Annotated in this window: 15 protein-coding genes; 9 read left to right on the top strand and 6 right to left on the bottom strand. The window is 60.3% G+C overall.

All coding sequences use genetic code 11. From position 1 onward, the window contains the following. Positions 1-26: 26 nt before the first annotated feature. Positions 27-719 (bottom strand): pyridoxamine 5'-phosphate oxidase family protein, encoded by a 693-nt coding sequence (locus IPM27_04560; GenBank protein MBK9160822.1) that lies wholly within the window; start codon positions 717-719, stop codon positions 27-29. 10 nt (positions 720-729) lie between these two features. After that, positions 730-1,332, bottom strand: a complete 603-nt coding sequence (gene wrbA, locus IPM27_04555; GenBank protein ID MBK9160821.1) for an NAD(P)H:quinone oxidoreductase — start codon at positions 1,330-1,332, stop codon at positions 730-732. Between the two features lie 29 nt (positions 1,333-1,361). Here wrbA and IPM27_04550 point away from each other — a divergent pair, with 29 nt between their 5' ends. The 3 genes from IPM27_04550 to IPM27_04540 all read left to right on the top strand — a co-directional run bounded on the left by IPM27_04550 (position 1,362) and on the right by IPM27_04540 (position 3,670). Beyond that, entirely contained in the window at positions 1,362-2,573 is a 1,212-nt protein-coding gene (locus IPM27_04550) for a YihY family inner membrane protein (protein ID MBK9160820.1), read from the top strand. A gap of 66 nt (positions 2,574-2,639) precedes the next feature. Continuing rightward, a complete protein-coding gene (locus tag IPM27_04545; GenBank protein ID MBK9160819.1) occupies positions 2,640-3,206 on the top strand; it encodes a YqhA family protein in 567 nt (188 codons plus the stop codon). Between the two features lie 2 nt (positions 3,207-3,208). Then, positions 3,209-3,670 carry a TlpA family protein disulfide reductase gene (locus IPM27_04540; GenBank protein MBK9160818.1) on the top strand — a complete coding sequence of 154 codons (462 nt, stop codon included), beginning with the start codon at positions 3,209-3,211 and terminating at the stop codon, positions 3,668-3,670. Here IPM27_04540 and IPM27_04535 read toward each other — a convergent pair. Further along, positions 3,663-4,253: a lytic transglycosylase domain-containing protein gene (locus IPM27_04535; GenBank protein ID MBK9160817.1), complete on the bottom strand. Its 591-nt coding sequence runs from the start codon at positions 4,251-4,253 to the stop codon at positions 3,663-3,665. The genes IPM27_04540 and IPM27_04535 overlap by 8 nt on opposite strands. A gap of 68 nt (positions 4,254-4,321) precedes the next feature. Beyond that, positions 4,322-6,037: a proline--tRNA ligase gene (locus IPM27_04530; protein ID MBK9160816.1), complete on the bottom strand. Its 1,716-nt coding sequence runs from the start codon at positions 6,035-6,037 to the stop codon at positions 4,322-4,324. A gap of 147 nt (positions 6,038-6,184) precedes the next feature. Between IPM27_04530 and IPM27_04525 the strand changes: the two genes are divergently transcribed. From IPM27_04525 to IPM27_04515, 3 genes are read left to right on the top strand one after another with little or no spacing between them, the layout of a single operon-like run. After that, positions 6,185-6,697 carry an RNA pyrophosphohydrolase gene (locus IPM27_04525; GenBank protein MBK9160815.1) on the top strand — a complete coding sequence of 171 codons (513 nt, stop codon included), beginning with the start codon at positions 6,185-6,187 and terminating at the stop codon, positions 6,695-6,697. Positions 6,698-6,724: 27 nt separating this feature from the next. Further along, positions 6,725-7,321 carry a CBS domain-containing protein gene (locus tag IPM27_04520; protein MBK9160814.1) on the top strand — a complete coding sequence of 199 codons (597 nt, stop codon included), beginning with the start codon at positions 6,725-6,727 and terminating at the stop codon, positions 7,319-7,321. 31 nt (positions 7,322-7,352) lie between these two features. Next, the gene (locus IPM27_04515) at positions 7,353-8,399 is read left to right on the top strand and encodes a PEGA domain-containing protein (GenBank protein ID MBK9160813.1); all 1,047 of its coding nucleotides are present in this window, start codon (positions 7,353-7,355) and stop codon (positions 8,397-8,399) included. Between the two features lie 65 nt (positions 8,400-8,464). Here the strand turns inward: IPM27_04515 and dut are convergent, their stop codons facing one another. Both dut and coaBC read right to left on the bottom strand, forming a co-directional pair. Then, complete coding sequence (gene dut, locus IPM27_04510) at positions 8,465-8,920, bottom strand: dUTP diphosphatase (protein MBK9160812.1); 456 nt, start codon at positions 8,918-8,920, stop codon at positions 8,465-8,467. Further along, complete coding sequence (coaBC, locus tag IPM27_04505) at positions 8,917-10,128, bottom strand: bifunctional phosphopantothenoylcysteine decarboxylase/phosphopantothenate--cysteine ligase CoaBC (GenBank protein MBK9160811.1); 1,212 nt, start codon at positions 10,126-10,128, stop codon at positions 8,917-8,919. Before coaBC ends, dut begins: the two co-directional genes overlap by 4 nt. A 453-nt stretch (positions 10,129-10,581) precedes the next feature. Here coaBC and radC point away from each other — a divergent pair, with 453 nt between their 5' ends. The 3 genes from radC to IPM27_04490 all read left to right on the top strand — a co-directional run bounded on the left by radC (position 10,582) and on the right by IPM27_04490 (position 24,574). Beyond that, entirely contained in the window at positions 10,582-11,256 is a 675-nt protein-coding gene (gene radC / locus IPM27_04500; GenBank protein MBK9160810.1) for a DNA repair protein RadC, read from the top strand. A 128-nt stretch (positions 11,257-11,384) separates the two neighbouring features. Continuing rightward, complete coding sequence (locus IPM27_04495; protein MBK9160809.1) at positions 11,385-12,974, top strand: DUF560 domain-containing protein; 1,590 nt, start codon at positions 11,385-11,387, stop codon at positions 12,972-12,974. Positions 12,975-12,997: 23 nt separating this feature from the next. Next, positions 12,998-24,574: a FecR domain-containing protein gene (locus tag IPM27_04490; GenBank protein ID MBK9160808.1), complete on the top strand. Its 11,577-nt coding sequence runs from the start codon at positions 12,998-13,000 to the stop codon at positions 24,572-24,574. The last annotated feature ends 76 nt before the right edge of the window (positions 24,575-24,650 follow it).

Genomic DNA, 24,650 nt, shown 5'->3' with positions numbered 1-24,650 from the left:
CCTTTTTCATTGAGCGCCAGGGGAATTCAAGAAGTCCTGTCGGTGCATATCCGCGACAATTCAGCCAATGCGCTTTCGGCATCCGTGACATGACAGTCAAAGTCGAAACGCAGGATGCGACCGTCGGCATCGATATCAAAACCATCGCAATCGATGCCAATCATGCGCATTCGTTCGGCAGATAGACCGCGCCTGCCTAGGCAATCGCGCATTGTATCAAGGCTTGCAGCATTCACTTGTTCCAGTAAATCATTCTCCTGCGATATCAGCGGATAGGGCGGAACCGTGAAGTGGCTCATGATCCAGCGTGCCTGGCCGAAACCGGCAACGTGGCGCACGGCCCGTGGCACGATGCGAAAAAAAGAAAAGTCACCCAATTCGAAGAGTGGTTCCGTTTCCGGAAGGTAACGCAACCAGCGTCCGGTCAACGGTTCGCGACCGGCAATCGGCGTGGCTTCCCCCACCAGCGTCACGCGCCCTTGGGTCTGGATACGCGGGTCGTTCTGGTCATGTGTGATGAGGCTTACGCGCGCATCGTGCAGGATGTTCCTGGTGTGCTCTGCCAGCGCGGAAATGAATACCAGTACGCTGCCATCGTGGTCGGTCAGACAGGGCGTGATGGAGCCGAAGGGGTGGCCGTCGAATTTTTTCGACAAGGTGGACAACACACCATAACGATGGGCGCGTAACAGTTGTCTGGCTTCGCGTGCGTGGCTCATGAGATGCCCGTTACTGTGCCAGTTTCAACGCGGTTTGCGCCAGGCGCTTGCCCAGAGCCATGCAAAGTTTCTTTTCGTCATCCGTGATGGGGAGGTCGCTAGTAAGTCCTGCGACATGGCTTGCGCCATAGGGTGTGCCGCCGCTCTGCGTGGTGGCGAGATCCGGTTCCGAATAAGGCAGGCCGACAATGATCATGCCGTGATGCAGCAATGGCAGCATCATCGACAACAATGTGCTTTCCTGCCCGCCATGCATGCTACTGGAGGAAGTGAACAGTGCGGCCGGTTTGCCTGCCAGCGCATGTTTCATCCACAGGGTACTTGTGCCGTCCCAGAAGTATTTCAACGCGCCGGCCATGTTGCCGAAGCGCGTCGGGCTGCCCAGTGCCAGACCGATGCATTCCTCAAGGTCTTTCAATTCGGCGTAGGGCGCACCGCTATCGGGGATGCCCGGGGCGGAGGCTTCGCATAACGTGGAGATTTTCGGCACGGTGCGCAACCGCGCACGCATGCCATCAACCTGCTCGATGCCGCGCGCCACGAGTTGCGCCATCTGCCGCGTGGCGCCATGCTGGCTGTAATACAGCACCAGAATTTCTTTGTCGGTTATCATGTGGGCATTATTATGGAAACGAACTGGTCATGCAAAAGAATTGGCAGGACTTCTTGGCTTTCATGCGCTTTGTCGTCGGGCGCTTCAATCAGGATGGCTGCATGCAGATTGCGGCGAGCCTGACCTTTACCACGCTGCTCTCGCTGGTTCCGTTGCTTACCATTGCATTGACCGTGTTTTCGGCGTTTCCGGTATTCGATGACTTTTCCCGCCAGATCAAAGTCTATCTGCTTAACAATCTGATGCCGGATATGGCAGGCAAGGTCATCACGCAATACATGCAGCAGTTCACCGAGAGTGCGATGCGCCTGACGGCAGTTGGTATCGCGTTTCTGGCGGTGACAGCATTTATGATGATGCTGACCATCAGTCAGGCATTCAACACCATCTGGCGTGTCTCGCGCCCGCGTCCGTTGCTCAAGCGGTTGTTGGCTTACTGGGCCGTGTTGACGCTCGCGCCGTTGCTGATCGGCGCGAGCCTTTCGCTGACATCGTGGCTGGTCGGATTGTCGATGGGACATACCGAGCAGAGTTCGATATTCGGCGTGGGCGTACTGAAAGTATTGCCGGTGCTGTTTGCCACGCTGGCTTTTGCCATGATGTTCAGGATCGTGCCGAACCGTTATGTGCCGCGCACGCATGCGCTGATCGGTGCGATTGTGGCAGCACTTATTTTTGAGGTCATGAACCGCGCATTCGGTTATTACATCAGCCACTTTCCTACCTACAAACTGGTCTATGGCGCCTTTGCCAGTGTGCCGATTTTCCTGGTGTGGATTTATCTGTCCTGGGTGACTATCCTGATCGGGGCGGTGATTGCGGCATCGCTGTCGCATTGGCGAACTCCTGTGGAACGGCACCTGCAGCCTGCTGCCAAATTGCTGGACGCGTTGCACGTGCTGCAAGTCATGGCCGACGGCATGGTACGAGGCAAGGTCAGCACCTTCCCGGAATTGTCCAGGTCATTAAATATCGGATATGACGATCTGGAACAATTGCTTGAGACACTGGCAGATGCCGGTATGGTGCGTAAGACCGGAAAGCAAGGCTGGCTGATGATACGCGATGCTGCGCATATCAGGGTATCCGAGTTATTGCGCCTGTTCGTGATGGATTTCGCAACGTTGCCCGGCGGGCAGGACGACGAGCCGGTGCGGCAATGGCTGGTGGCTTGCGCGAAGCAGCTTGAACAGGACGCCGACCTGAGCCTGCAGGAACTCTTTGCCCGTCGCAGACGCTGACGCGCTTGCATTGCGACATGCATTTACGCTTTAATGCGCCACATTTTTCAATACTCGGAGTACGACATGGGATTGCTGGAAAAACTATTTGAAGGCGCATTATGGAACAGCCGCTTCATGATACTGGCGGCTGTGATCGGCAGTTTGCTGGCAGGCATCGCGATCTTCTATATGGCTACCGTGGATGTGGTGTATCTGTTCAACCATGCTTTGCACTATGCCGACAGTGGAATGACCGAAGAAGCGCGCAAAGCATTGCACGACAGCACGGTGTCGCACATCGTTGAGGTGGTGGATGGCTATCTGCTGGCAACGGTGATGCTGATTTTCTCGCTGGGACTGTATGAGCTGTTCATCAGCGATATCGATCAGGCGCACGGCAGCAAGGCGGCCAGCAAAATTCTGGTGATCAACAATCTGGATGACCTGAAATCCAAACTGGCCAAAGTGATCCTGATGATCATGATCGTCACCCTGTTCGAGGAGGCATTGAACATGCATCTGGCTACGCCGCTCGACCTGGTTTACCTTGGTGCGAGTATCGCGCTCATTGCGGTGGCATTGTATTTCACTCATGCATCCGAAGCGGGCGGGGCGCATGCAGAAAAGGGTAGCGGACAAGACGGGCATTGACAATGTCGCGAAGCTGGCTGGCCGGAATACTGCTGACATTGTCCTTGTTCGCCAGTGCGGAGGATTTTTCGCTGGAGGATATGCAGGGCAAGGTACACCGACTGGCGGATTATCGCGGCAAGTGGGTGCTGGTGAATTTCTGGGCGACCTGGTGTCCCCCCTGTCTGAGCGAGATTCCCGAGTTGAGTGCCCTGCATGACGCCCACAAGGACAGTGACCTGGTTGTGATCGGCATCGCGATGGACTATCGCTCCAGCAAATCGGTCGCAAACTTTGCACAGGCGCACGGTATCAGCTACCCGGTGGTGTTGGGCAATCGCAAGATCGCCGCGAAGATCGGAGAGCTGGAGGTGTTGCCGACCAGTTTCCTGTATGCCCCGAATGGCGAGCAGGTCAGTTATCAGCCCGGTGAAGTGACGCGCGAGAGCATCGAGGCTTACATCAAGGGCAAGAGATTCAACTAGCGGGCGCGAAGTCGGCGTTTACGGTGCGGCGCGGCAATGACCAGTGATTGTGCCATGCGGCACGTACCAGATTGGGATATTCCGGCCGTCCCAGACTGCCGTTGTAGCGGCCGAGTGCGCGGAACAAATCTCCTTTTTCGATATCCAGGTAGTGGCGCAGGATGGTGCAGCCGTAGCGCAGGTTGATGCGCAGATGGAACAGATTGTGTTCTTTGGCGCCGATCTCTTTTACCCAGAACGGCATCACCTGCATATAGCCGCGCGCGCCCACCCTGGAGACCGCATATTTCTTGAAACCGCTTTCCACCTCGATCAGTCCCAGCACCAGTTCCGGCTCAAGTCCGGCGCGAGTCGCTTCGTAGTGAACGGTACGCAACAGGTTGAGGCGATCCTTCGCGTCCGGAATACGGCTTTTCAGACGTCGTGACATTTCGTTCAACCATGAATCCGCCTCATACTGCGAGGCGAACGCCAGCTTGGGCGTGGCCCTGTCCGACACGCTGCGCTGCAATACCGCCCTGACGCTTGCAGAGAGCGGTGTATAGATCTGCGCACCTGCGAATGCGCCTGATACATATGACATCCCCGCGCAAAGCAGAACCGCTCCGGCAAACAGGGAGTGCCGGAAAGTGCGTGGAATCGATTGTTGAATCAGTCGCATAGCCTCGATTCTACGAACTCCAGCGCATTTTGCAAGGGAATGGTCTGCGCTGCCGCATCGCGCCGCCCCTGATATTCCAGCACGTTTTCCTTCAAACCGCGCTCGCCGATGACGATGCGATGGGGGATGCCGATCAGCTCCATGTCGGCAAACATCACGCCCGGGCGCTCGTCGCGGTCATCCAGCAATACCTCGATTCCCGCAGCGGAAAGTTCGGTGTACAGCCGTTCCGTTGCATTGCGCACGGCTTCGCTCTTGCCCATCCCGATCGGCACGATGGCGATCTGGAACGGTGCCATCGCGGCAGGCAGCGCAATGCCGCGTTCGTCATAGTTCTGCTCGATGCCGGCCGCAACGATGCGCGACACGCCGATGCCATAGCAGCCCATTTCCATGACTTGGGATTTCCCCTGGGTATCGAGGAAGGTCGCGTTCAGTGCCTCCGCGTATTTCTTGCGCAACTGGAAAATGTGTCCGACCTCGATGCCGCGACAGATCTCCAGCGCGCCCTTGCCGTCCGGTGAGGGGTCGCCCGAAACCACATTCCGGATGTCGGCGACCAGGTCGGGTTCCGGCAAGTCACGTCCCCAGTTCACGCCAGCAGTGTGGAACTTGGGGCGGTTCGCCCCCGTTACGAAATCGCTCATGGCCGCCACGGTATGGTCTGCAATGACCCGTATGGCCGCCCTGTCGATTCCGACCGGCCCCAGAAAACCGGGTGGGCAGTTGAAATGAGTACGAATCTCGTCTTCGGTGGCAAAGCGGAAATCGGTAAGGCCGGGCAATTTGCTTGCCTTGACTTCGTTCAGGCTGTGGTCGCCTCGTAAAAGCAGGATGTGGAGTTTGTTGTCGGCAACCAACGCGATCAGCTTGACGGTGCGTTGTAGCGGGATGCCCAGCAGTTCCGCCACCTGTTCGCAGGTTGTCTGTTTGGGGGTGTCTACATCGCGCAATGCCTCCGATGGCGCGGCGCGCGGTCTGGCAGGAGCGACCGCTTCGGCAAGCTCCACATTGGCCGCGTAATCGGAATCCGGGCAGTATGCCAGCGCGTCCTCGCCGGAATCGGCCAGCACATGGAATTCATGCGAGCCGCTACCGCCGATCGCACCTGTGTCTGCCGAAACAGCGCGGAATTGCAGGCCCAAGCGCGTGAAGATGCGGGTGTAGGTGTCATGCATCACACGGTAGGTCTGTTCCAGGCTCGCATAATCTGCATGGAACGAGTAGGCATCCTTCATCACGAACTCGCGGGCACGCATTACGCCGAAGCGGGGACGGACCTCGTCGCGGAACTTGGTCTGGATCTGGTAAAGGTTGACCGGCAACTGGCGGTAGCTGCGAATTTCGCGGCGTGCGATGTCGGTGATGACCTCCTCGTGCGTGGGGCCGAAGCAGAACAGGTTGTCGTGCCTGTCCCTTATTTTCAGCATCTGCGGGCCAAATACATCCCAGCGACCGGTCTCTTGCCACAATTCTGCGGGTTGCACGGCCGGCATCAGCAATTCGATGCCGCCGCTGCGATTCATTTCCTCGCGCACGACGGTTTCCACCTTGCGCAGCACGCGCAATCCGAGCGGCATCCAGGTATACAGGCCGCTGGCGAGCTTTTTGATGTAACCGGCACGCATCATCAGCCGGTGGCTGGGAAGTTCGGCCTCGGACGGTGCTTCTTTCAGGGTTGAGATGAAAAATTGTGAAACGCGCATGGCTTTAGGGAATCCGAGTAATGTAAACAGTGGGCGCGATTTTACAGGGAATGGTCCGTCTCCGGTAAGCGGGAGGGAGATTAGCTTTCCAATAAATGGGAAATGTGAAAGAATCCGCCCATTGAAATTAACCGAATTGAGTGACAAATGATCGACCGTGACGGCTATCGCCCGAATGTCGGCATCATTATCACGAATGACAGGAATCAGGTGTTCTGGGGTAAGCGGGTCCGGCAGCATGCATGGCAGTTCCCGCAAGGCGGCATCCAGTCCGGCGAAACGCCCGAGCAGGCGATGTACCGCGAGTTGCGCGAAGAGGTTGGATTGTTGCCGGAACATGTGAAGATATTGGGACGCACTCGCGACTGGATGCGTTACGAGGTTCCCCAGAGCTGGAGCAGGCGGGAGTCGCGCGGGGGCTATCGCGGACAGAAGCAGATCTGGTTCTTGTTGCGCCTGATTGGCCGTGATTGTGATGTCTGTCTGCGCGCCTGCGAACATCCGGAATTCGATGCGTGGCGCTGGAACGATTACTGGCTGGATATCAACGCTGTCATCGAGTTCAAGCGGGAGGTTTATACGATGGCGCTCAACGAACTGGTTCGATATCTTCCGCCGCCAAGGAAAGCAGCCTCGTTTTTGCATCATGCGCATAAATGAATATTGTGAATCTACAGGAGTAATAACATGATCAAGGAATACAAAGCACTGCAATCTTTACCATTGAAAGCGGGGGCGTCGTGTGTGCGACCTGTTCAGGTTCTTCCGGAGCGTGTCAAGTTGAGCGATCCTGCCGCGAACGTGATGACCGACCTGAGCAAGGTTTCCGTAGTGAGCGTGCGGGCGAAAACCTCGATGGACAGGGCCAATGCCAAGATGATCCGTTATGGCGTGCGCATGTTGCTGGTTCTGGACGACAACGAACAGGTGGCAGGTTTGTTGACAGCAACCGATGTGCTGGGCGAGAAGCCGATGCGCTTCCTGCAGAACATGGGCGGAACCCATGCGGATATCATGGTGCGCGACATCATGAGTACGCAGCGCGAACTAGAAGTATTGAAAATAGACGATGTCCGGAATGCCAAGGTCGGCGAAATCGTCGCCAGCCTGAAGAAATCCCACAGGCAGCACGCGCTGGTGGCCGCCGAAGGCGCGGACGGCAGACAGACAGTATGCGGGCTGTTCTCCATCACCCAGATCGCCCGCCAGTTGGGCGCACAAGTGCAGAGCTTCGAGTTGGCGCATACTTTTGCCGAAATAGATGCGGTAATCGCACACGATTGATTTGCGCTTGAAAATCCTTGAGGTGAAGTCCATGAGTTTTTTATTGCGGCGTATTGCGTTGCTTGTGCTGTTGTCGGCTGTTGCCGGTTGTTCGACGGTAAAGGATGCCAAGGATACGGTTGGAGGCTGGTTCGGCGGAGAAGACAGTGCGATCAGCACCGCGTCGATCAGGAAATCCGCTGAAACCGGCAGCAAGGGGCCATTGGTAAAGTATGCGGCAACGATACGGGTCGGCAAATACGTCGATCAGCGCAAGAATGGCAACCCTCGCTTGCTTGGAGTGACCAATCAGCGGATTGGTGGAGTAAGCGGGACGCAACTGATACTGGATCAGGAAATTGCCGGCATTGTGACGCTTGCAATCAAAAAACATTTCGACAAAGAAGGTTATGAGGTTCTGGAGGGAAGCGCTGCCAACAACGCCTTGTTCGAGGTGTCCGGGGTTATCAAGGATTTGACGCTGAACGTCAAGGAACGCGACACGATCAATATCGAGATTGAGACTACGCTCAAGGATATGACCAGTGGCAAGGTGGTGTGGTCGGGCCTGGTGGCGGAAAAGAACGATCGTTTCGCCGGCGTTGGCGGAAATGACAGGGATGGCGTGATTCGATTCCTCAACAAGGAACTGGGTATCGCAAGCACCAAGACGGTCGAGGCGATCAGTGCATCGCTGATGGCCTCGCGCCCCGAAATGTTTCACCTGACTGCCGGGACCAAGCCGATTCCGGGCGTGACGGTCTATGTTGCGCCCGAGGCTTCGAGGCCCGCCCCGGCGGCTCCTGCAGCCATGGTGCCGGGCTATGGGTACGGCGTGCCACCGGGCAGCACGGTTCCCCCGCCGGCCTATATGCCGCATGCCAGCGCCACCGCCGGATTGCTGCTGGTGAATACCAGTCCGCAGCGCGCCAAGGTGTATCTGGACGGCGTGTATTACGGCCTGTCGCCATTGCGTCTGGAGATGGAGCCGGGCATACACGCGATCGGCGTGAAGCTGGAAGGTTACAAGATGGTCACCGAGAAGGTGTCGGTGCGCAAGGGTGATAACACCGAGATGGAGTTGAATCTCGAGCGCTGATCGTCCGGCGAAGGTGGGGTGAACTCAGGAAATTAAAGCCCGGCAACGGGCTTTAATGTTTTTGGTCAGTGTTTTCCCGTACTGCCGAAACCGCCACTGCCGCGCTCGCTGAGCGGGAACTCTTCCACGATATTGAATTTCGCCTGCATCACCGGCACGACGACCAGTTGCGCCATGCGTTCCATCGGCATCAGCGTGAACGGGATCTGGCTACGGTTCCACAACGAAACGAATATCTGCCCCTGATAATCGGAATCGATCAATCCGACCAGGTTGCCGAGCACGATGCCATGCTTGTGCCCCAAGCCGGAGCGCGGCAGGATCATTGCCGCATAACCGGGGTCATTCAGGTGGATGGCGATGCCGCTGGGAATGAGTTCGCATTGCTTGGGCTGGATCACCATGTTGTGTCCGATGCATGCGCGCAGATCGATCCCGGCCGAACCGGCGGTCGCGTAGCCGGGCATGTTTTCGTGCAAACGAGAATCCAGAATCTTGACGTCCACCGGGATGTGCTTCATTTCCGTGCTCCTTGATAGCGTTGCGCGATATGCTGCATCAATGATCTTGCCAGCGTGAGCTTGTCGGCACGACCGAGGGTATGGTTGCCGCTGTCATCGAACAGGATCAGTTCGTTGTCGTCGCTGCCGATAGCCTGTTGTGCGAGATTGCCGACCATCAGCGGCAATTTTTTCGCGCGACGTTTCTGTTCGGCATATTCTGCAAGATTCTCGCTTTCGGCGGAAAATCCGACGCAGAACGGCGGGTTCGGCAGGTTGGCGACATGTGCCAGGATGTCCGGATTCTGGACCAGTTCCAGCGTAAGCGTTGCTGCGCCCTTCTTGATCTTCTGTTCGCTCGGTTGTGCGACGCGGTAATCCGCTACCGCTGCCACGCCGATGAAGATGTCGCAATCGTCGAGATGTTGTTGCACCGCGTCGAACATTTGCGCAGCACTTTGCACATCCACGGTTCGTGCGCCGCATGGTTTGGCCAGTGCGGTCGGCCCGGACACCAGCACCACCTCTGCGCCCTGTTCCAGCGCGGCCTGCGCGATGGCATAACCCATCTTGCCGGAACTGCGATTGGTGATGCCGCGCACCGTGTCGATCGATTCATAGGTCGGTCCGGCGGTGATCAGGATTTTCCTGCCGGACAATCGGCGCCCGGATTGCAGGAAGGCTGCGATGTCGCGTGCCAGCCGTTCCGCCTCCAGCATCCTTCCCATTCCTTCCTCGCCACATGCCTGCATGCCGCTGTCCGGGCCGAGCATCTGCACACCGTCGGCGACCAGTTGCGCAATGTTGCGTTGCGTGGCGGGGTGTTGCCACATCTCGCGGTTCATCGCTGGCGCGATGAGCAGCTGACAGTTGCGCGCCAGACACAAGGTGGACAGCAGGTCGTCGGCCAGGCCGTGCGCCAGCTTGGCGATGAAATCCGCTGTCGCCGGGGCGATCACGATCGCATCGGCAGCGCGGCTCAGGTTGATATGCGCCATGCCGTTCGGCTCGCTCATATCCCACTGGTCGGTGAAGACCGGCTTGCCGGACAATCCCTGCAATGTGGCGGGGGTGATGAAGTGGCCTGCCGCCTCGGTCATCACGACCTGTACCGTTATGCCCTGCTTGATCAGCAGGCGCAGCAATTCTGCCGCCTTGTAGGCCGCGATGCCGCCGGTGATGCCGAGCACGATGCGCTTTGCGGGTTCTTGTTCCATAATGCTGCGCATCTTACAAGAAAATGGCATCCACTTAACTACTGTGCTTGTAACCTTGTGTGGATGCATTTGGAAAGTTGCGTGGGTGATATGGCAATTACCGACTGGCCAGCCGGAGAGCGTCCCAGAGACAACACGCCGCGAAGCGGCTTGTTGCGGCGAAGGCTAACCTTCAGGTTATGCCGAAGCCAAAAGCTGCCACAGGAGAATCAGGCATGAGTATCACTGACTGGCCGGCCGGAGAACGTCCCAGAGACAACACGCCGCGAAGCGGCTTGTTGCGGCGAAGGCTAACCTACAGGTTATGCCGAAGCCAAAAGCTGCCACAGGAGAATCAGGCATGAGTATCACTGACTGGCCGGCCGGAGAACGTCCCAGAGACAACACGCCGCGAAGCGGCTTGTTGCGGCGAAGGCTAACCTTCAGGTTATGCCGAAGCCAAAAGCTGCCAAAGGAGAATCAGGTATGAGTATCACTGACTGGCCGGCCGGAGAACGTCCCAGAGAAAAGCTGCTGCAACGTGGCGCGGCAGCGCTTTCCGATGCCGAATTGCTGGCGATCTTCCTGCGCACCGGCGTGACAGGGAAGAGCGCAGTGGATCTGGCGCGCGAGTTGCTCACCCGTTTCGGCGGCCTTACGCAATTGTTCGCGGCCAGTGAAGCAGATTTTCGCAAGACCAAAGGCATGGGCCGTGCAAAATATGTGCAATTGCAGGCGGTGCTGGAGATGTCGCGGCGCGCACTCAAAGAGGAGGTGCTCCAGGGTGACGCACTCAATTCGCCGCGCGCGGTGCGCGATTACCTGAAGTTGTTGCTGGGTGGCAGGCAACAGGAGGTCTTTATGGTGTTGTTCCTCGACAGCCAGCACCGCGTGATCGCCTCGGAAGAATTGTTCCACGGCACGCTTGCCCAGACCAGCGTCTACCCGCGCGAAGTGGTCAAGCGTGCGCTGGCACACAATGCCGCCGCAGTCATCCTCGCGCACAATCATCCCTCCGGTGTCGCCGAGCCCAGCCAGGCCGATCGGCTTTTGACGGATGCGCTCCAGCAGGCCTTGAACCTGGTGGACGTGCGCGTGCTGGATCACTTCGTGGTGGCGGGGGAGCAACCCCTGTCATTCGCGGAAAAAGGGTTGATTTAAACGAAAATAGAGGTTGTAAATTGCCATGAATTGTGCCCCCGGATTAATAGGTTGGAGTCGATGTTGACGAGCTGTAAGAGGGGGAATACCATGCACCAAGCATGGTAAAAATCCCCAAGGTGGAATTAATGAAATTCGCATATTCGGCAGGTTGGGTGTTGTCAGGATTGTTGCTGGCAGCAAGTGGTGTGCACGCGCAGGAAATCGTCGATCAGGGTGCTGGCAATGCCAGAGTCGCGGTAAAGAAATCCGGAGTCAAATCGAAAAAGGCTGTGCGGCCGAACGCCGCTACCGAGCAGGCGCAGCGCGCTGCCGAGGCAAAGGCGAAAGCGGAACAGGAAGAAGCGCGCTTGCGCGCCGAAGCGGAGGCCGCGAAACAAGCCGAACTTGCAGCACGCGAAAAGCCGCTGCTCGATGCCGAAGAACTGCTCAAGAGCGGCAAGCCTGCCGATGCCTACGCCTTACTGGAACCTATGGAGTTCGAGCGTTCCGGCGAAGTCCGCTTCGATTACCTGCTGGGCATTTCCGCGCTGGACAGCGGCATGCCGGACAAGGCGACGCTGGCATTCGAGCGGGTGCTGGCGGTCAATCCCAATTTTGCCGGAGCGCGCCTGGATCTGGCGCGCGCCTACTATCAGCTCGGTGACCTGCTGCGCGCCAAGACCGAGTTCGAGAATGTGTTGAAGCAGAATCCGCCGGAAGCTGCGCGTGTCACCATTCAGAAATACCTTGACGCCATTGCCGCCTATGAGCAGGCCAAGCTGACGCGCATCAGCGGATATATCGAGGGCGTGGCGGGATATGACAGCAATATCGCGAACAGCAGCACGCAGACGTTCACTTTCGCTCCCACCTCGCCATGGAGCGGCCTGTTCCCGGGCAACCAGTTGCCGCCTGCCGCAAAACTGACCGGTGCCTACGAGGGCGTCAACGCGGGTGCAGAGATCAGCCATAGTCTGAATGCGAATTGGGGGATATTCGCCGGCGCCGACCTGCGCCAGCACGGCAACATGGTCCAGACCGCTTACGACTCGATCAGTACGGATGGGCGTATCGGCATGATGTACGGCGAAGAAAAGAACGTATACAAATTGACATTGAACGGCGGGCAGTCTTATACCGCCAATTCCATGCGCCGTGATTCATTCGGCGTGAGCGGCGAGTGGCAACATGCCTTCAGTCCCGCGAACCAGATGAGCACCTTCGCGCAGTATGGTCGTAGCCGTGCGACCGGTTTTCCGCCCACCTCGCCAGGCACCGATGCACGCATCGAGGGTAACACCGACCAGACGGTACTGGGTGCCGGCTGGGTGCATATCATGAACGATGGAAAGCAGGCGCTGTTCGGCAGTGTCTACATGGGCAAGGAACTGGATGTCGCGCCGGTCATTTCTCCCGGCCTGCCCAACGGCGGCCGTACCGACGGCAAGAAGCGTTTCAGCGGGCTGCGCGTCGGTGGTCAAACTGCCATCACCGAGCAACTGGACGGCATCGCCAGCCTGGGCTGGCAATCGGCCAATTACGGCAACCTGAACAACCTGGTCATGGCCAATCGCAGCGAAACCCAGTACGACTTGGCCATCGGGGCAAACTGGCGGCTGGGCAAGTTCTGGTCAGTCAAGCCGCAAATCGCATACTCGAAAAAGAGTTCCAATATTGCCTTGTATAGTTTCGATCGTAAGGATGTCTCGCTGACTATCCGTCGCGATTTCAGATAATCATCTTTGTGTGGGGTGTCATCATGAAAAACACTAACAGATTCCTTGCCCGCCTCGGGGTTGCTTTCGCCTGTCTGGCGTTCGTTTCTTCCGCGGCGTATGCGAACGTGGCCGGACATGTGCAGTTCGTCAGCGGCAACGTGCAGATCGTTGGTGCCAACGGACAGGCGCGTTCGGTGCAAAAGGGTGATGCGGTCAACGAGGGTGATACGCTGATCTCCGCGCAAAGATCCACGGCGCAGATCAAGATGCAGGACGGCGGATTCTTCGCGGTGCGCCCTGAAACCCGGATGAAATTCGACAAATTCGTGTTTTCAGGCAAGGCGGATGGCAGCGAACGGGGATTCTTCTCGCTACTCAAGGGCGGTTTCCGCGCAATCAGCGGCTTGATCGGTCGGGCCAACAAACAGAACTACAAGGTCAAGACCCCGGCGGCCACCATCGGGATCCGCGGCACGGACTATGAGGTCGTGTTTGTCGAGTCCAAACCGGTCAATGTAGCGGCTGCGGCCATGCTCATGACCCAGGTGGACTATATGGATGCCGATAGCATGCTGCTGGCCGAAGTCGGCGTCCCAACTCAAATGACTGCGGCGATCGTCAACAGTGGCGGGATTGACATGCAGACAAATGCCGGGCGGCAATCGCTTGATGCGGGGTCGAACAGCATGCTCGTTTCTCGCGGAATGGATCAACCGCCCATGGTGATGGCGATGGACAAGAATCTTTTCCCGGGTGCTGGTGCTCAGGACGGCGGCGCGCCCGGAAAAGGTAACGGGGAAGGTAACGGGGAAGGTAACGGGGAAGGTAACGGGGAAGGTAACGGGGAAGGTAACGGGGAAGGTAACGGGGAAGGTAACGGGGAAGGTAACGGGGAAGGTAACGGGGAAGGTAACGGGGAAGGTGGCGCAACCGGAGACGGCGGTACTACAGGAGACGGCGGCACGACCGGGGACGGCGGAACGACCGGAGATGGCGGAACGGCCGGAGATGGCGGAACGGCCGGAGATGGCGGAACGGCCGGAGATGCAGGGACTACGACTGGTGGTGGAACAACAAGTGGCGGAACGACCGGAGATGGCGGCGCGGCCGGAGGTGGCAGTACGACCAGCGATGCCGGGACTGCGACCGGCGGGGGTACAACGACCGGCGGGACGACGGACACCTCTATTCGCACGACGTCAGTCGTGGATGCTGCTCCTCCCGGCACTGGCGGTGCGCCGGCTGCCGGAACCACTACCACGCCGACGGTGACGACCACTACAGTGGTCACTCCGCCCCCGACGACAACTGTTGTGAATACTGCGCCTGTCGCGGGCGGGACAACGGTGAACCTGACTACCGGTACGGCGACGACCAACACCGGGCAAGTCCTTCCCGTCACGCAGGGTCTGATGGCATCACAGGCACAAACGGCTGCGACGGCAGCGGCACAGGCAGCGGCAGCGGCACAGGCTGCCGCGACCGCCGTGCAGACCGCCAACACGGCGCTGGCAGCGATGCTGCCGGTCGATACGGCTCCGGCGACCGCAGCCATTACTGCGGCAAGTCCTCTGGTGACCGGCGCGGCCACGACCTATGCGACGGCTGCGGCGATCACGCCGGTTGCCACCACGACAGCCGCCACTGCGGTGACGACTGCCACGACGAACGTCAATGCGGCCACCACCGCGGTGACCGCCGCGAACGGACTGGCGCCTGTGGCCATTGCTTCGGCTACCACTGCGGTGACGAGCGCCACGACGAACGTCAATGCGGCTGCGACCGCCGTGACCACGGTGACCGGACTGGCGCCGGTGGCGACCACGCCAGCCGACGCTATCATTGCGTCGGCCAATACCAACATTTCGGCGGCCACTCCCACAGTGGCTGCAGCTAACGCGCTGACGCCTGCGGATGCTGCGCTTGCCACGGCCAATGCGACCGCCGCACAAACAGCGGCGACGACAGCGTTGAACCAGGTGGCTGCGGCACAGACAGCCCTGACGGCCAATGGAGCATTTGCCGATGCGACAGCCGCGCCTGCGCTCACCACCGCGCAGACGGCCAATGCCTCATTACAGCCGGCCAGCACCGCCGTGCAGAACGCCGCGACTGCCGTCAGCACGAACAATGCCAGTCTGACTGCCGCGCAACTTGCGGCGCAGAACGCACTGATCACCGCGCAGGCCAACCTGACGGCGGCCAATGGCAATATAGCTGTTGTCAACACGCAGAATGCCAATTTGACGGCCGCACAGGCTGCCGCACAGGCAGCGCTGACCACGGCCCAGAACAACCTGACCCTGGCCAACAACAACCTGGCTACGGCGACCACCGCGAATGGCAACCTGACTGCCGCACAGGCCGCCGCACAGGCCGCGCTGACGAACGCGCAGGCCAACCTGGCCACGGCGACCACCAACCTGACCACGGCGACCAATCAGAATGCGGCCCTGACTGCGGCGCAAACTGCCGCACAGACTGCGCTGACTGCGGCTCAAACCAACCTGACCGCAGCCAATAACAACCTGGCTACGGCAACTGCCCAGAACACCACGATCGCCAACGCGCAGGCCACAGTACCCGCGCAACTGACCGCCGCACAAACCGCCGCCGTCGCCGCACAAAATGCCGCCGCCGCCGCACAGGCCGCCGCCGCACAGGCCGCCACGTTGCAGAATGCCGGTGATCTTGCCGGCGCGCAGGCGCAACTGGTGATCGCCCAGCAGCAACTGGTGATCGCCCAGCAGCAGCAAGCTGCCGCGACTGCCGCACAAACGGCGGCGTCGACGGCATTGACGAGCGCGCAGACCGCGTTGACGACCGGTCAGACCAGCGTAACGAATGCCGTTACCGCCGCGACTGCAGCGCAAACGTCCGCAGGAACTGTCACGACCCAGGCGGCACTGGTATCGCCGGCAGCCACGGCCGCGACCACTGCCGTGACGACCGCGACGGCTGCGGCGACCACCGCAGTGACCGACGCGGCCACCGCGCAGACCCAGGCCGGTACGGCACAGACTGCCGCCACGGCCGCGACCACTGCCGTGACGACCGCGACGACTGCGGCAAATACTGCGGCGACCGATGCGACCACCGCGCAGACCCAGGCTGGCACTGCCCAGACTGCGGTGACCACGGCGACGACTGCGGTGACGGACGCGACGACCGCGGCCAATACTGCCGCGACCGATGCGACCGCAGCACAAGCGCAGGCAACCGCCGCCCAGACGGCCAGTACCAATGCGAGTACCGCGCTGGCGGCTTCCAATGCCGACTTGGCGACGGTCAACAGCAATGCTGCTGTCGTGGCGACCAATGCCCCGGTCGCGGCCTACAACAATCCGGCCGTGGTCACGCCTGACCGCTTCATTGGTGCGCTAAAAACGGCAGTAGCGCCAAGTGCCGGCCAATATATCGAGGGTGGCGGGCCGGGGGACGCATTTGCCGGTACCGGCACGGCGAACACCAGCTTCGTGCTGGACGGCACAGGCAACCTCGTGGAAAGCCGCCATACCTGGTATGAGGAATCCGCCGCTTCAACGGTGACCACGCAAGTGCTGGTGCCGGATGCCAACGTGAAACGGACGGGCGGCGTTGCAGTGGAAAAGTTCAAGTTGCCGGATAACAGCATCTACGCCGGTCGCTGGCAGGGCGGTAGCCTCACCATCACCGATAACGCGGCTGTCGTTCCGCAGTTCACCCGCAACCTTGGCGCTACCAGCCAGCACTGGTCGATCATGCTGGTTCCGACTGCCGGCTATATACAGGCGCTGACCGGGACGACTGCCTACACTTTGGCGGGAGCGACCTCGCCGACCGATGGTTTGGGCAATGTCGGAACATTGAATTCCGCGACGCTGAGCGCGAACTTCACCAGCCAAGTGGTGAGTTCAACATTGAACCTGACTATTGCGGCCAAGACCCTGAACATCGCAGCACCTGGCATGCCAATCAATGGACCTGGCTTTGGTACTGGAGGCGCGATCAATCCTTCCTGTACCGGATGCGGTTCGCCCTATTACGCCTACATAGGCGGGATGTTCGCGGGCGATGCGGCTGCCAGCGTCGGCTTGAGCTACGCGTTGTGGACAGGAGCAGCGCCGGGCGCAACGACCGGGGCGACCGACCTGATACAAGGCATGGCGGCATTTACTACGGCAGTTGCGCCAACATTGGCGGCATTCGACGTCGCAGCTCAGGCGGCCGCTGATGCAGCCGCTGCGGCTGCTACGGCCGCGCTGGCGGCAGCGAGCACGGCGACGACCGACAACGCGGCTTTGACCGTAATTGCGCCAGTCAGTACCGTTCCGGCCACGGCTGCGATCGGGACGGCCAGCGCCAATATCGGCACGGCAACGACCGCCGTGACCGACGCGACCGCATTAACGCCTGCTGATACCGCTTCCGCATCTGCGGCAGTGACGAGCGCCACGACGAGCGTCAATACGGCGGCGACTGCCGTGACCACCGCGAACGGACTTGCTCCGGTGGCGACCACGCCGGCCGACACTGCCATTGCGACTGCAAACACCAACATTGGAACGGCCAGCCCGGCCGTGACCACGGCAACGGGACTGGCTCCGGTCAATGCGGCGACGGCGATTGCCAATGCGACCACCGCACAAACAGCAGCGACGACAGCCTTGAACCAAGTGACTGCGGCACAGACAGCTTTGACCGCCAGCGGCGCATTTGCCGATGTGACAGCCGCGCCCGCACTTACCGCCGCACAGACGGCCAATGCCACTGTGCAGTCGGCGAATGTCGCCGTGCAAGCTGCACCGACCACCATCGGCACGAACAACACCAACTTGACGGCGGCTCAGGCTGCCGCACTAGCTGCGCTGACCACGGCCCAGAACAACCTGACTGTTGCCAACAACAACCTGGCTGCGGCAACGACGGAGAACGCCAATCTGACCGCTGCGCAGACTGCCGCGCAAGCCGCGCTGACCACGGCCCAGAACAATCTGACTGTTGCCAACAACAACCTGGCTGCGGCAACGACGGAGAACGCCAATCTGACCGCCGCGCAGACTGCCGCGCAGGCCGCGCTGGCTACCGCCAACAACAATCTGGCCGTGGCCAACACAGAACTGACCAGTGCGAACACCGAGAACACCGTGATCACGACCGCGCAAAGTGCGGCGGCAACACAGCTGGCTGCGGCTCAGGCCGCTGCGACTGCGGCACAGACTGCGGCAGCGGCAGCACAAGCGGCAGCGGCACAGGCGGCTACCCTGCAGGGCTTGGGTGATTTCGCCGGCGCCCAGGCGCAGATGGTGATCGCGCAGCAGCAACTTGCGATCGCGCAGACCGAACAGGCCAATGCACAGGCCGCACAGGCGCAAGTGACCGCACAACTGTCCAGTGCGCAAATCTCTGTGGCGATCGCCGGCACTGCGGTGGCCAATGCGACCAATCTGGCCACCACCGCTGCCACTGATGCGACCGCCGCGCAATCGCAGGCAAGCGTGGCGCAGACCGCTGCGGCGAATGCCGGCCCGGCAGTTATCGCAGCGACCACCACGGCGAACGCTGCCGTGACCGATGCCGGAACAGCGCAAGCGCAGGCTGGAGCTGCGCAGACGGCTGCCTCCACGGCGACGACTGCCGTGACGGACGCGACGAACGCAGCCACTATTGCCGCGACCGATGCCACCACTGCGCAAACTCAGGCAGCTGCTGCCCAGACGGCCAACGACAATGCGAACCTTGCGCTCCTCTCTTCCAATACCGAGCTGACGACGGTCAACAACAATGCGGGTATCGTGGCGTCCAACGCCCCGGTCGCGGCCTACAACAATCCGGCCGTGGCGGGTAATTTCATCGCCGCAACGATGTTCCCGGAGGCAACGGTTGGCGGTTTCAATGAAGCCTTTGCGCCCAATAATCCGCTGCAACCCAATACGATGTACGTGCTGGACGGCAGCGGCAATCTGGTCGAGGCGCGCAACATCCCGTTCCAGGTGCAGACCAATCCGAACGGCACGGTACTTTCCCCGGTCATCACCGGCGCCAGCGGCGCGAACATGAAGTGGAGCGGTGGCACGGCGGCGGATACCTTCAAGCTTCCCGACAACAGTATCTATTTCGGACGCTGGATGAACGCCACGGTGACCGTGACGGACAATGCCATCCCCGCCAATGTCTACACCTATACGCCCGTGGCCAGCCTGTGGGCGGTTGTGTTGCCGCCGCCGGCCGGCTATGTGCCATCGCTGGTGGGAACGGCGACCTATACCCTGGCCGGGAATACCTTGCCGGTCGATGTGTCCGGCAATACCGGTGTCTTGAACAGTGCGACCCTGTTTGCCGATTTCACCGCCCAGGTGGTCAACGCGGCGGTGGACCTGACGATGGGTGCCGGCACGATGGCGGGTACGTTCAATGTATCGGGAACCAACATTCCGATCGATGCGGCGGGCGGATTTGGCGTTCCCAATTCCAGCTTCTTGACAACGACTTGTACCCTTGGCACCTGTGCTGCAGGAGCGGCTGGTTACAGCGCCGACCTTGGCGGTAGTTTTGCCGGAACGGCGGCGGCCAGCGCAGCGATGTCCTACAACATCTGGCCGACGACGATATCGCCCGGAGATCCGGCCACCGATTCGATCCGGGGGATGTTGGCCTTCACCGGCACCCCGCCGACTCCGCCTGCCGGCCCGTATTATCCTGCCGCAGGCAACTGGTCGGCATGGGCTCAACCTACTGTGGGCACTGTCGCCGCGTATCAAAGAGGGGTGCTCAGTACGCCGACTCCACAGGCCAATACCAATTTCATACTGGACGGAACGGGCAATCTGGTTACGTCGCTCCACGGCGCTTATCGGGAACAGGCTCTGTGGAATATTTCGCCAGCCACTTCTGTGTACGAGGATGCCACGATCACCTTCAGTGGTGGCACGCCCAATGATTACTATATGCTGCCGGATGGCACCCGCGCCATCGGACGCTGGACGGGCGGCAGCATGACTGTCACCGACAACTTTGGAGTGTTGCCCACCATTGTCAAGAATCTGGGATTGAGCAGCGCGATATGGACGATCGGCCAGCCGACTCCGGACAACTATATCCTGAACCTTGTTGGTACTACCACCTACACGCAACGCGGCGCCACCTTGCCAACCGATTCGTTCGGCAATGTCGGGACTGCGCCGGTGGCGACCTTGAGTGCCAACTTTACGACCATGACTGCGGATGCCAGCGTGGCCTTCAGCATCACCGATCGGAATATGAATGTGACGGCAACAGGCATGCCGATAGGCGTGAATGTGGTCAACCAGAACTATTCCCAGGGGTTCTACGCCCGCTCTGAGGATGGCAACGCGCCGAATGTGACTTGTACCGGTGCAGGATGTCTCGGCGGCGGATACCTGGCCCGCTTGATCGGGGGCTTCGATGGCGCGACGGCCACTGGCGCGGAATTCGATTACACCCTCTGGCCAACCGCGACTGCGGGTTCGCTGGTGGCCGATGTGATACAGGGCAAGGTCGTGTTCGATACCGCCCTCCCGCCGACGGCAGGTTTCAATCCGCCCGCAGGGACTTGGGTGAGCTTCAGCCATCTGCCCGTTGGGACGAGCGGAGCTTGGAAACGGGGAAGATTTAATGAGGGGGCCAATCCGCCCCAGTCGGAAGCCGGTTTCATTCTGGATGCAGCAGGCTATCTGGTGCGTTCGATGCACGTCAACTATAACGAACGAGCCGTATGGAATGGCGGGACATCGACCGCGAATGCGTATGGCGATGCGATGGTCAGCTATAGTGGAGGCGTGGCCAGTGATCGTTACGCAACTCCTGATGGCAGCCTAATCATTGGCCGTTGGACGGGTGGGCAGCTCACAGTATCCGACAATCTGGGAGTGTTGCCTGACTTGGTGAGGAATCTGGGTGTGACCAGTGCGTACTGGGGGATAACCTCTCCCTCGCCGGTCAATTACGTACCATCATTGATAGGCACGACTGTCTACACGCAGGGCGGCGCAACGTTGCCGACCGATTCCTTCGGCAATGTTGGCACGACACCGGTGGCGAGTTTGATCGCTAACTTTACCAACCAGACCATCGATGCCAGCGTGGCGTTCATCATCGCCAACCAGAATCTGACCATCGCGAATCCGGCCATCCCCATCGTTGCCGGTGCCAACTACTTCGATGCCATGCTCGAATTGGGTACCCAGCCGACCGTCAGCTGTACCGGTGCGGGATGCTCAGGAGGTGGCTATCAGGGCTTTATGACAGGCAGTTTCGCCGGGGCGCAGGCAACGAGCGTTGATTTGTCCTACAAGGCATGGCCGACCACAACAGCGGATGCATTGGTGACGGACATCATCCAGGGCGTGGTGGCGTTCTACACCAACACCCCGCCGACAGTAGGTGCGGCAACTAATCCCCCCGCCGGCAGTTATGGCGTTGGTTTCATGGTGCCCGTCCCGCTGGCCGGAGGCTATAACTCCGGTCTTTCCGGCGTTGCTCCGCCGATGGCCAATACCAGTATGCAACTGGATGGCGCCGGCAACCTGATCACGCTGCTCAGCACGACGTACAAGGAACCGGGCAGCTCGCCGTATGCGATACCACAGCTTCCACCGACGGTTGGGCTTGCGAGTGCGCAGGTTGACTGGACTGGTGGAGTTGCTTCGGATTATCACCAGTCGCTCAGCGGGGATGTCACGTTCGGTCGCTGGCAGGGCGGTACCGTGACGGTGACCGATCTGAACCCCGTCACACCACTCTCGCCGCTCTCGTACAACCTGAACCAGACCGGCGCCATGGTCGGCCCAACCAGCAGCCTGTGGGCATACGGCGTGGCGCCCGGCGCGGGCTACATCCAGTCGCTGACCGGTTCGACGGCCTATACCAAGACCGCGCAGAGCACGCCGTTCGATTCGATGGGCGGTATGGGCGTGTTGAACGGCGCGACCATGACCGCGGATTTCACCAACCAGTTGGTGAACATGGTATTGAACCTGACGATGAACAGCGGCCTGTTGGCGGGCGATACCTTCAACGTGTTCGGCGACATGGTGATCAATCCGCTTGTTGCGCCTGATTCGGCTGCGTTCAAGACGGTGGCCGCGCCGGCCGTGCTGTGCATGACGGGGCCCTGCACGTTGGCTGCGGGGGAGTCATTCGTGGCCGAGATGAAGGGCGCGTTCGCCGGCGCGACGGCAGTCGATGCCATCGTGTCGTATGCCGTCTGGCTTGAAACGCCCACCGTGCCGGCAGACATCATCTACGGGTACGTGGCGTTCAATACCGCAGTTGCGCCGACCGTGAACCCGGCCGGGCCGGTGGTGGCCTATGCCGGAGGCAAGACCTCGGTGGCTTACACCGGCGCTTACGGCGGAGCGTTCAACTTCATCGCCGCGCCGGGTGAGGTGTCACCACTGCCCAGCCCGACCATGTTCACCGATAATTATGGTGACGGTTTCGGCTTCAGAACCGACGTGCTGACCGGCGCGAGCACGGGCACGACGAATACCACGACGGCGAACGGCATCACCTTCGGCGTGTGGGACACGGTATCCAGCGTCAATGCGACCTCGCAAAATCCGATCATGCCGAACCCGGATGGCCCCGGAATGCTGCCCGTCTATATGTATGGCGAGGAAGGCTATCTCGATTCGGCGGTCGTGCCAAATACGAATACCGGGTCGTTTAGCAGCACGGTCAACTATACCGCGGTCGCCTCGACTTCCTTCGACAAGGGTACGTGGGCGACCGGCAGCGTGACCACGGCGACGATGAGCGCGAATTTCGTCAACCAGACGGTGGATGTCGCACTGGGCGGTACACTGGGTGCTACGCCTTGGACGCTGAGCAGCACGGCCATGCCGATCGCTTTCATGAGCATCGCCAACGGTTCGGGCACACGCTTCAATTCCTCCTCGGTGACGCTCACCGTGAACGGACTCAGCTCCTGCCTGCCGGATTGCGGCGGCAGTATCAACGGCACGTTCACCGGACAGAACTACACCGGTGCGATCGTGCAGTACTCGCTATGGGATGCATCCTCGGCGCAGGGGATGGAACTCGGCGGGCTGGTCGCGTTCAGCAATGACACTCCCGTGACGAACGGCGCTCCTGCGCCGACCGGCAATACCGTGGTGGTGAATTCATGGCAGATCCAGGATGCGCCGACCATCGCGACCGATGGCACAAATGTGCTGATCGGGTGGAGCGGGCCGGGCTGGAGCTCGACCGTGACCGCATCGTCGGGTTCGGCAGCGCAAACGGCACTTACGGTTGGCGGCAGCGGCACGATCAACTGGGGGCAGTGGGGAGAGGGGTCGGCCCTGAACGAGGCCTTCAGCTATGTGCCGGGCGCCGCGCAGTTGCACTGGATCACCGCGCCGGAACCTACGCCGGTCTATCTGGCCGAGGTGCTGACCGCGCCCAGTGCGGTCTACAACTATCTCGGCGGCGATGTCACCAGCCTCACCGGCGGTGTGCATGGCACGATTACCGGTGGCAGCACATCACTTACGGTGAACTTTACGATGCAGACTGTAGCGGTGAGCTTGGTCATGGCAGTGAACGGCCACAACTGGTCGGCCACTACCACGAATGCGCCGCTCATGTATCCGAACGGCAACGCCATGAACGCCTTCCAGGCCGACAGCTACCGTTCGCCAGGGCAGGCAGGCTACCTGACGGTAATGGTGGATGCAGCGCTTGCCAATGGCAGTCTGGCCGGGCAACTGGTCGGGGCGGCGATGGACGGTGCGTTCATCAAGTTCAACCTGGAAGGGCAGGTCACCACGCCGATAATGGACTACGAATGGGTGCAGGGCGTGGCGGCACTGGGCGCGGCCGTGCCCAACGATCCGGCGACGCAATACCGCATGGTCATGGCTACCTTGAGCGACCCGGGGGCAGCGGTGCCCACCGCGCTCATCATGGGCGCATACAACAACGTTTCGCGCGTGATCACGGATGGCGCCGGCAACCTGACGCAGTTCGACGATGGGCAAGGCTCCGTGATCCAGTATGCGGGTCCCGGCACCGGGGGCGGGATCGTCGATCAGGGCAGCGTCACGCTCGGCGGCGAGACCATCATTTGGGGCCGCTGGGATGCGGGTTCGCTGGTGAATGTTCAGGACCGGGTGAGCGGAACCTGGCAAAACGGCATCCCGCTGCCCGGCGGCGCGCATGCCATGGCCGGGCCCATCATGAACGGCCCGGTGGCCCTGCCGACCAGCGGAATCTATACTTACAACCATGTCGGCGGAACCACACCGACCACCGATACGGGCGTGACGGGCATACTTAACAGTGCCACGCTGCAGGCGAACTTCACCGCGCAGACCGTGGATGTCGGCGTGAATGTCATGGCTGGCGGCGCAACGCTGGATGCATTCGCCAGCAATGTGCCGATCCAGAACCGCAGCAATTTCATGACGGATAGCCGTATGGTCGGACCGGGCAATCTGGCGGTGACCTGTAGCGGAACCCCCTGCGGCACGACCAACCACGGCATGATCGCCGGCGGCTTCGGCGGCGCGGGCGGTGCGGGTGCGGCATTCAGCTACGGCTTCACGAAGGGTGGTGCCAATGCGGGCACAGTCAACGGCGTGGCGGTGTTCCAGCAGGCAACCACACCCCAGTAATCGCAGTTGGATGTCAGAAACGAACAAGCCCGCAATCGCGGGCTTGTTCGTTTCGTCTGACTGAAGAACAGTTGCG

The organism is Nitrosomonadales bacterium (assembly GCA_016716325.1).
GTDB lineage: Bacteria > Pseudomonadota > Gammaproteobacteria > Burkholderiales > Gallionellaceae > Gallionella.
Note: the sequence above shows the minus strand (reverse complement) of the source record. Positions and strands in the feature narration are given on the sequence as shown.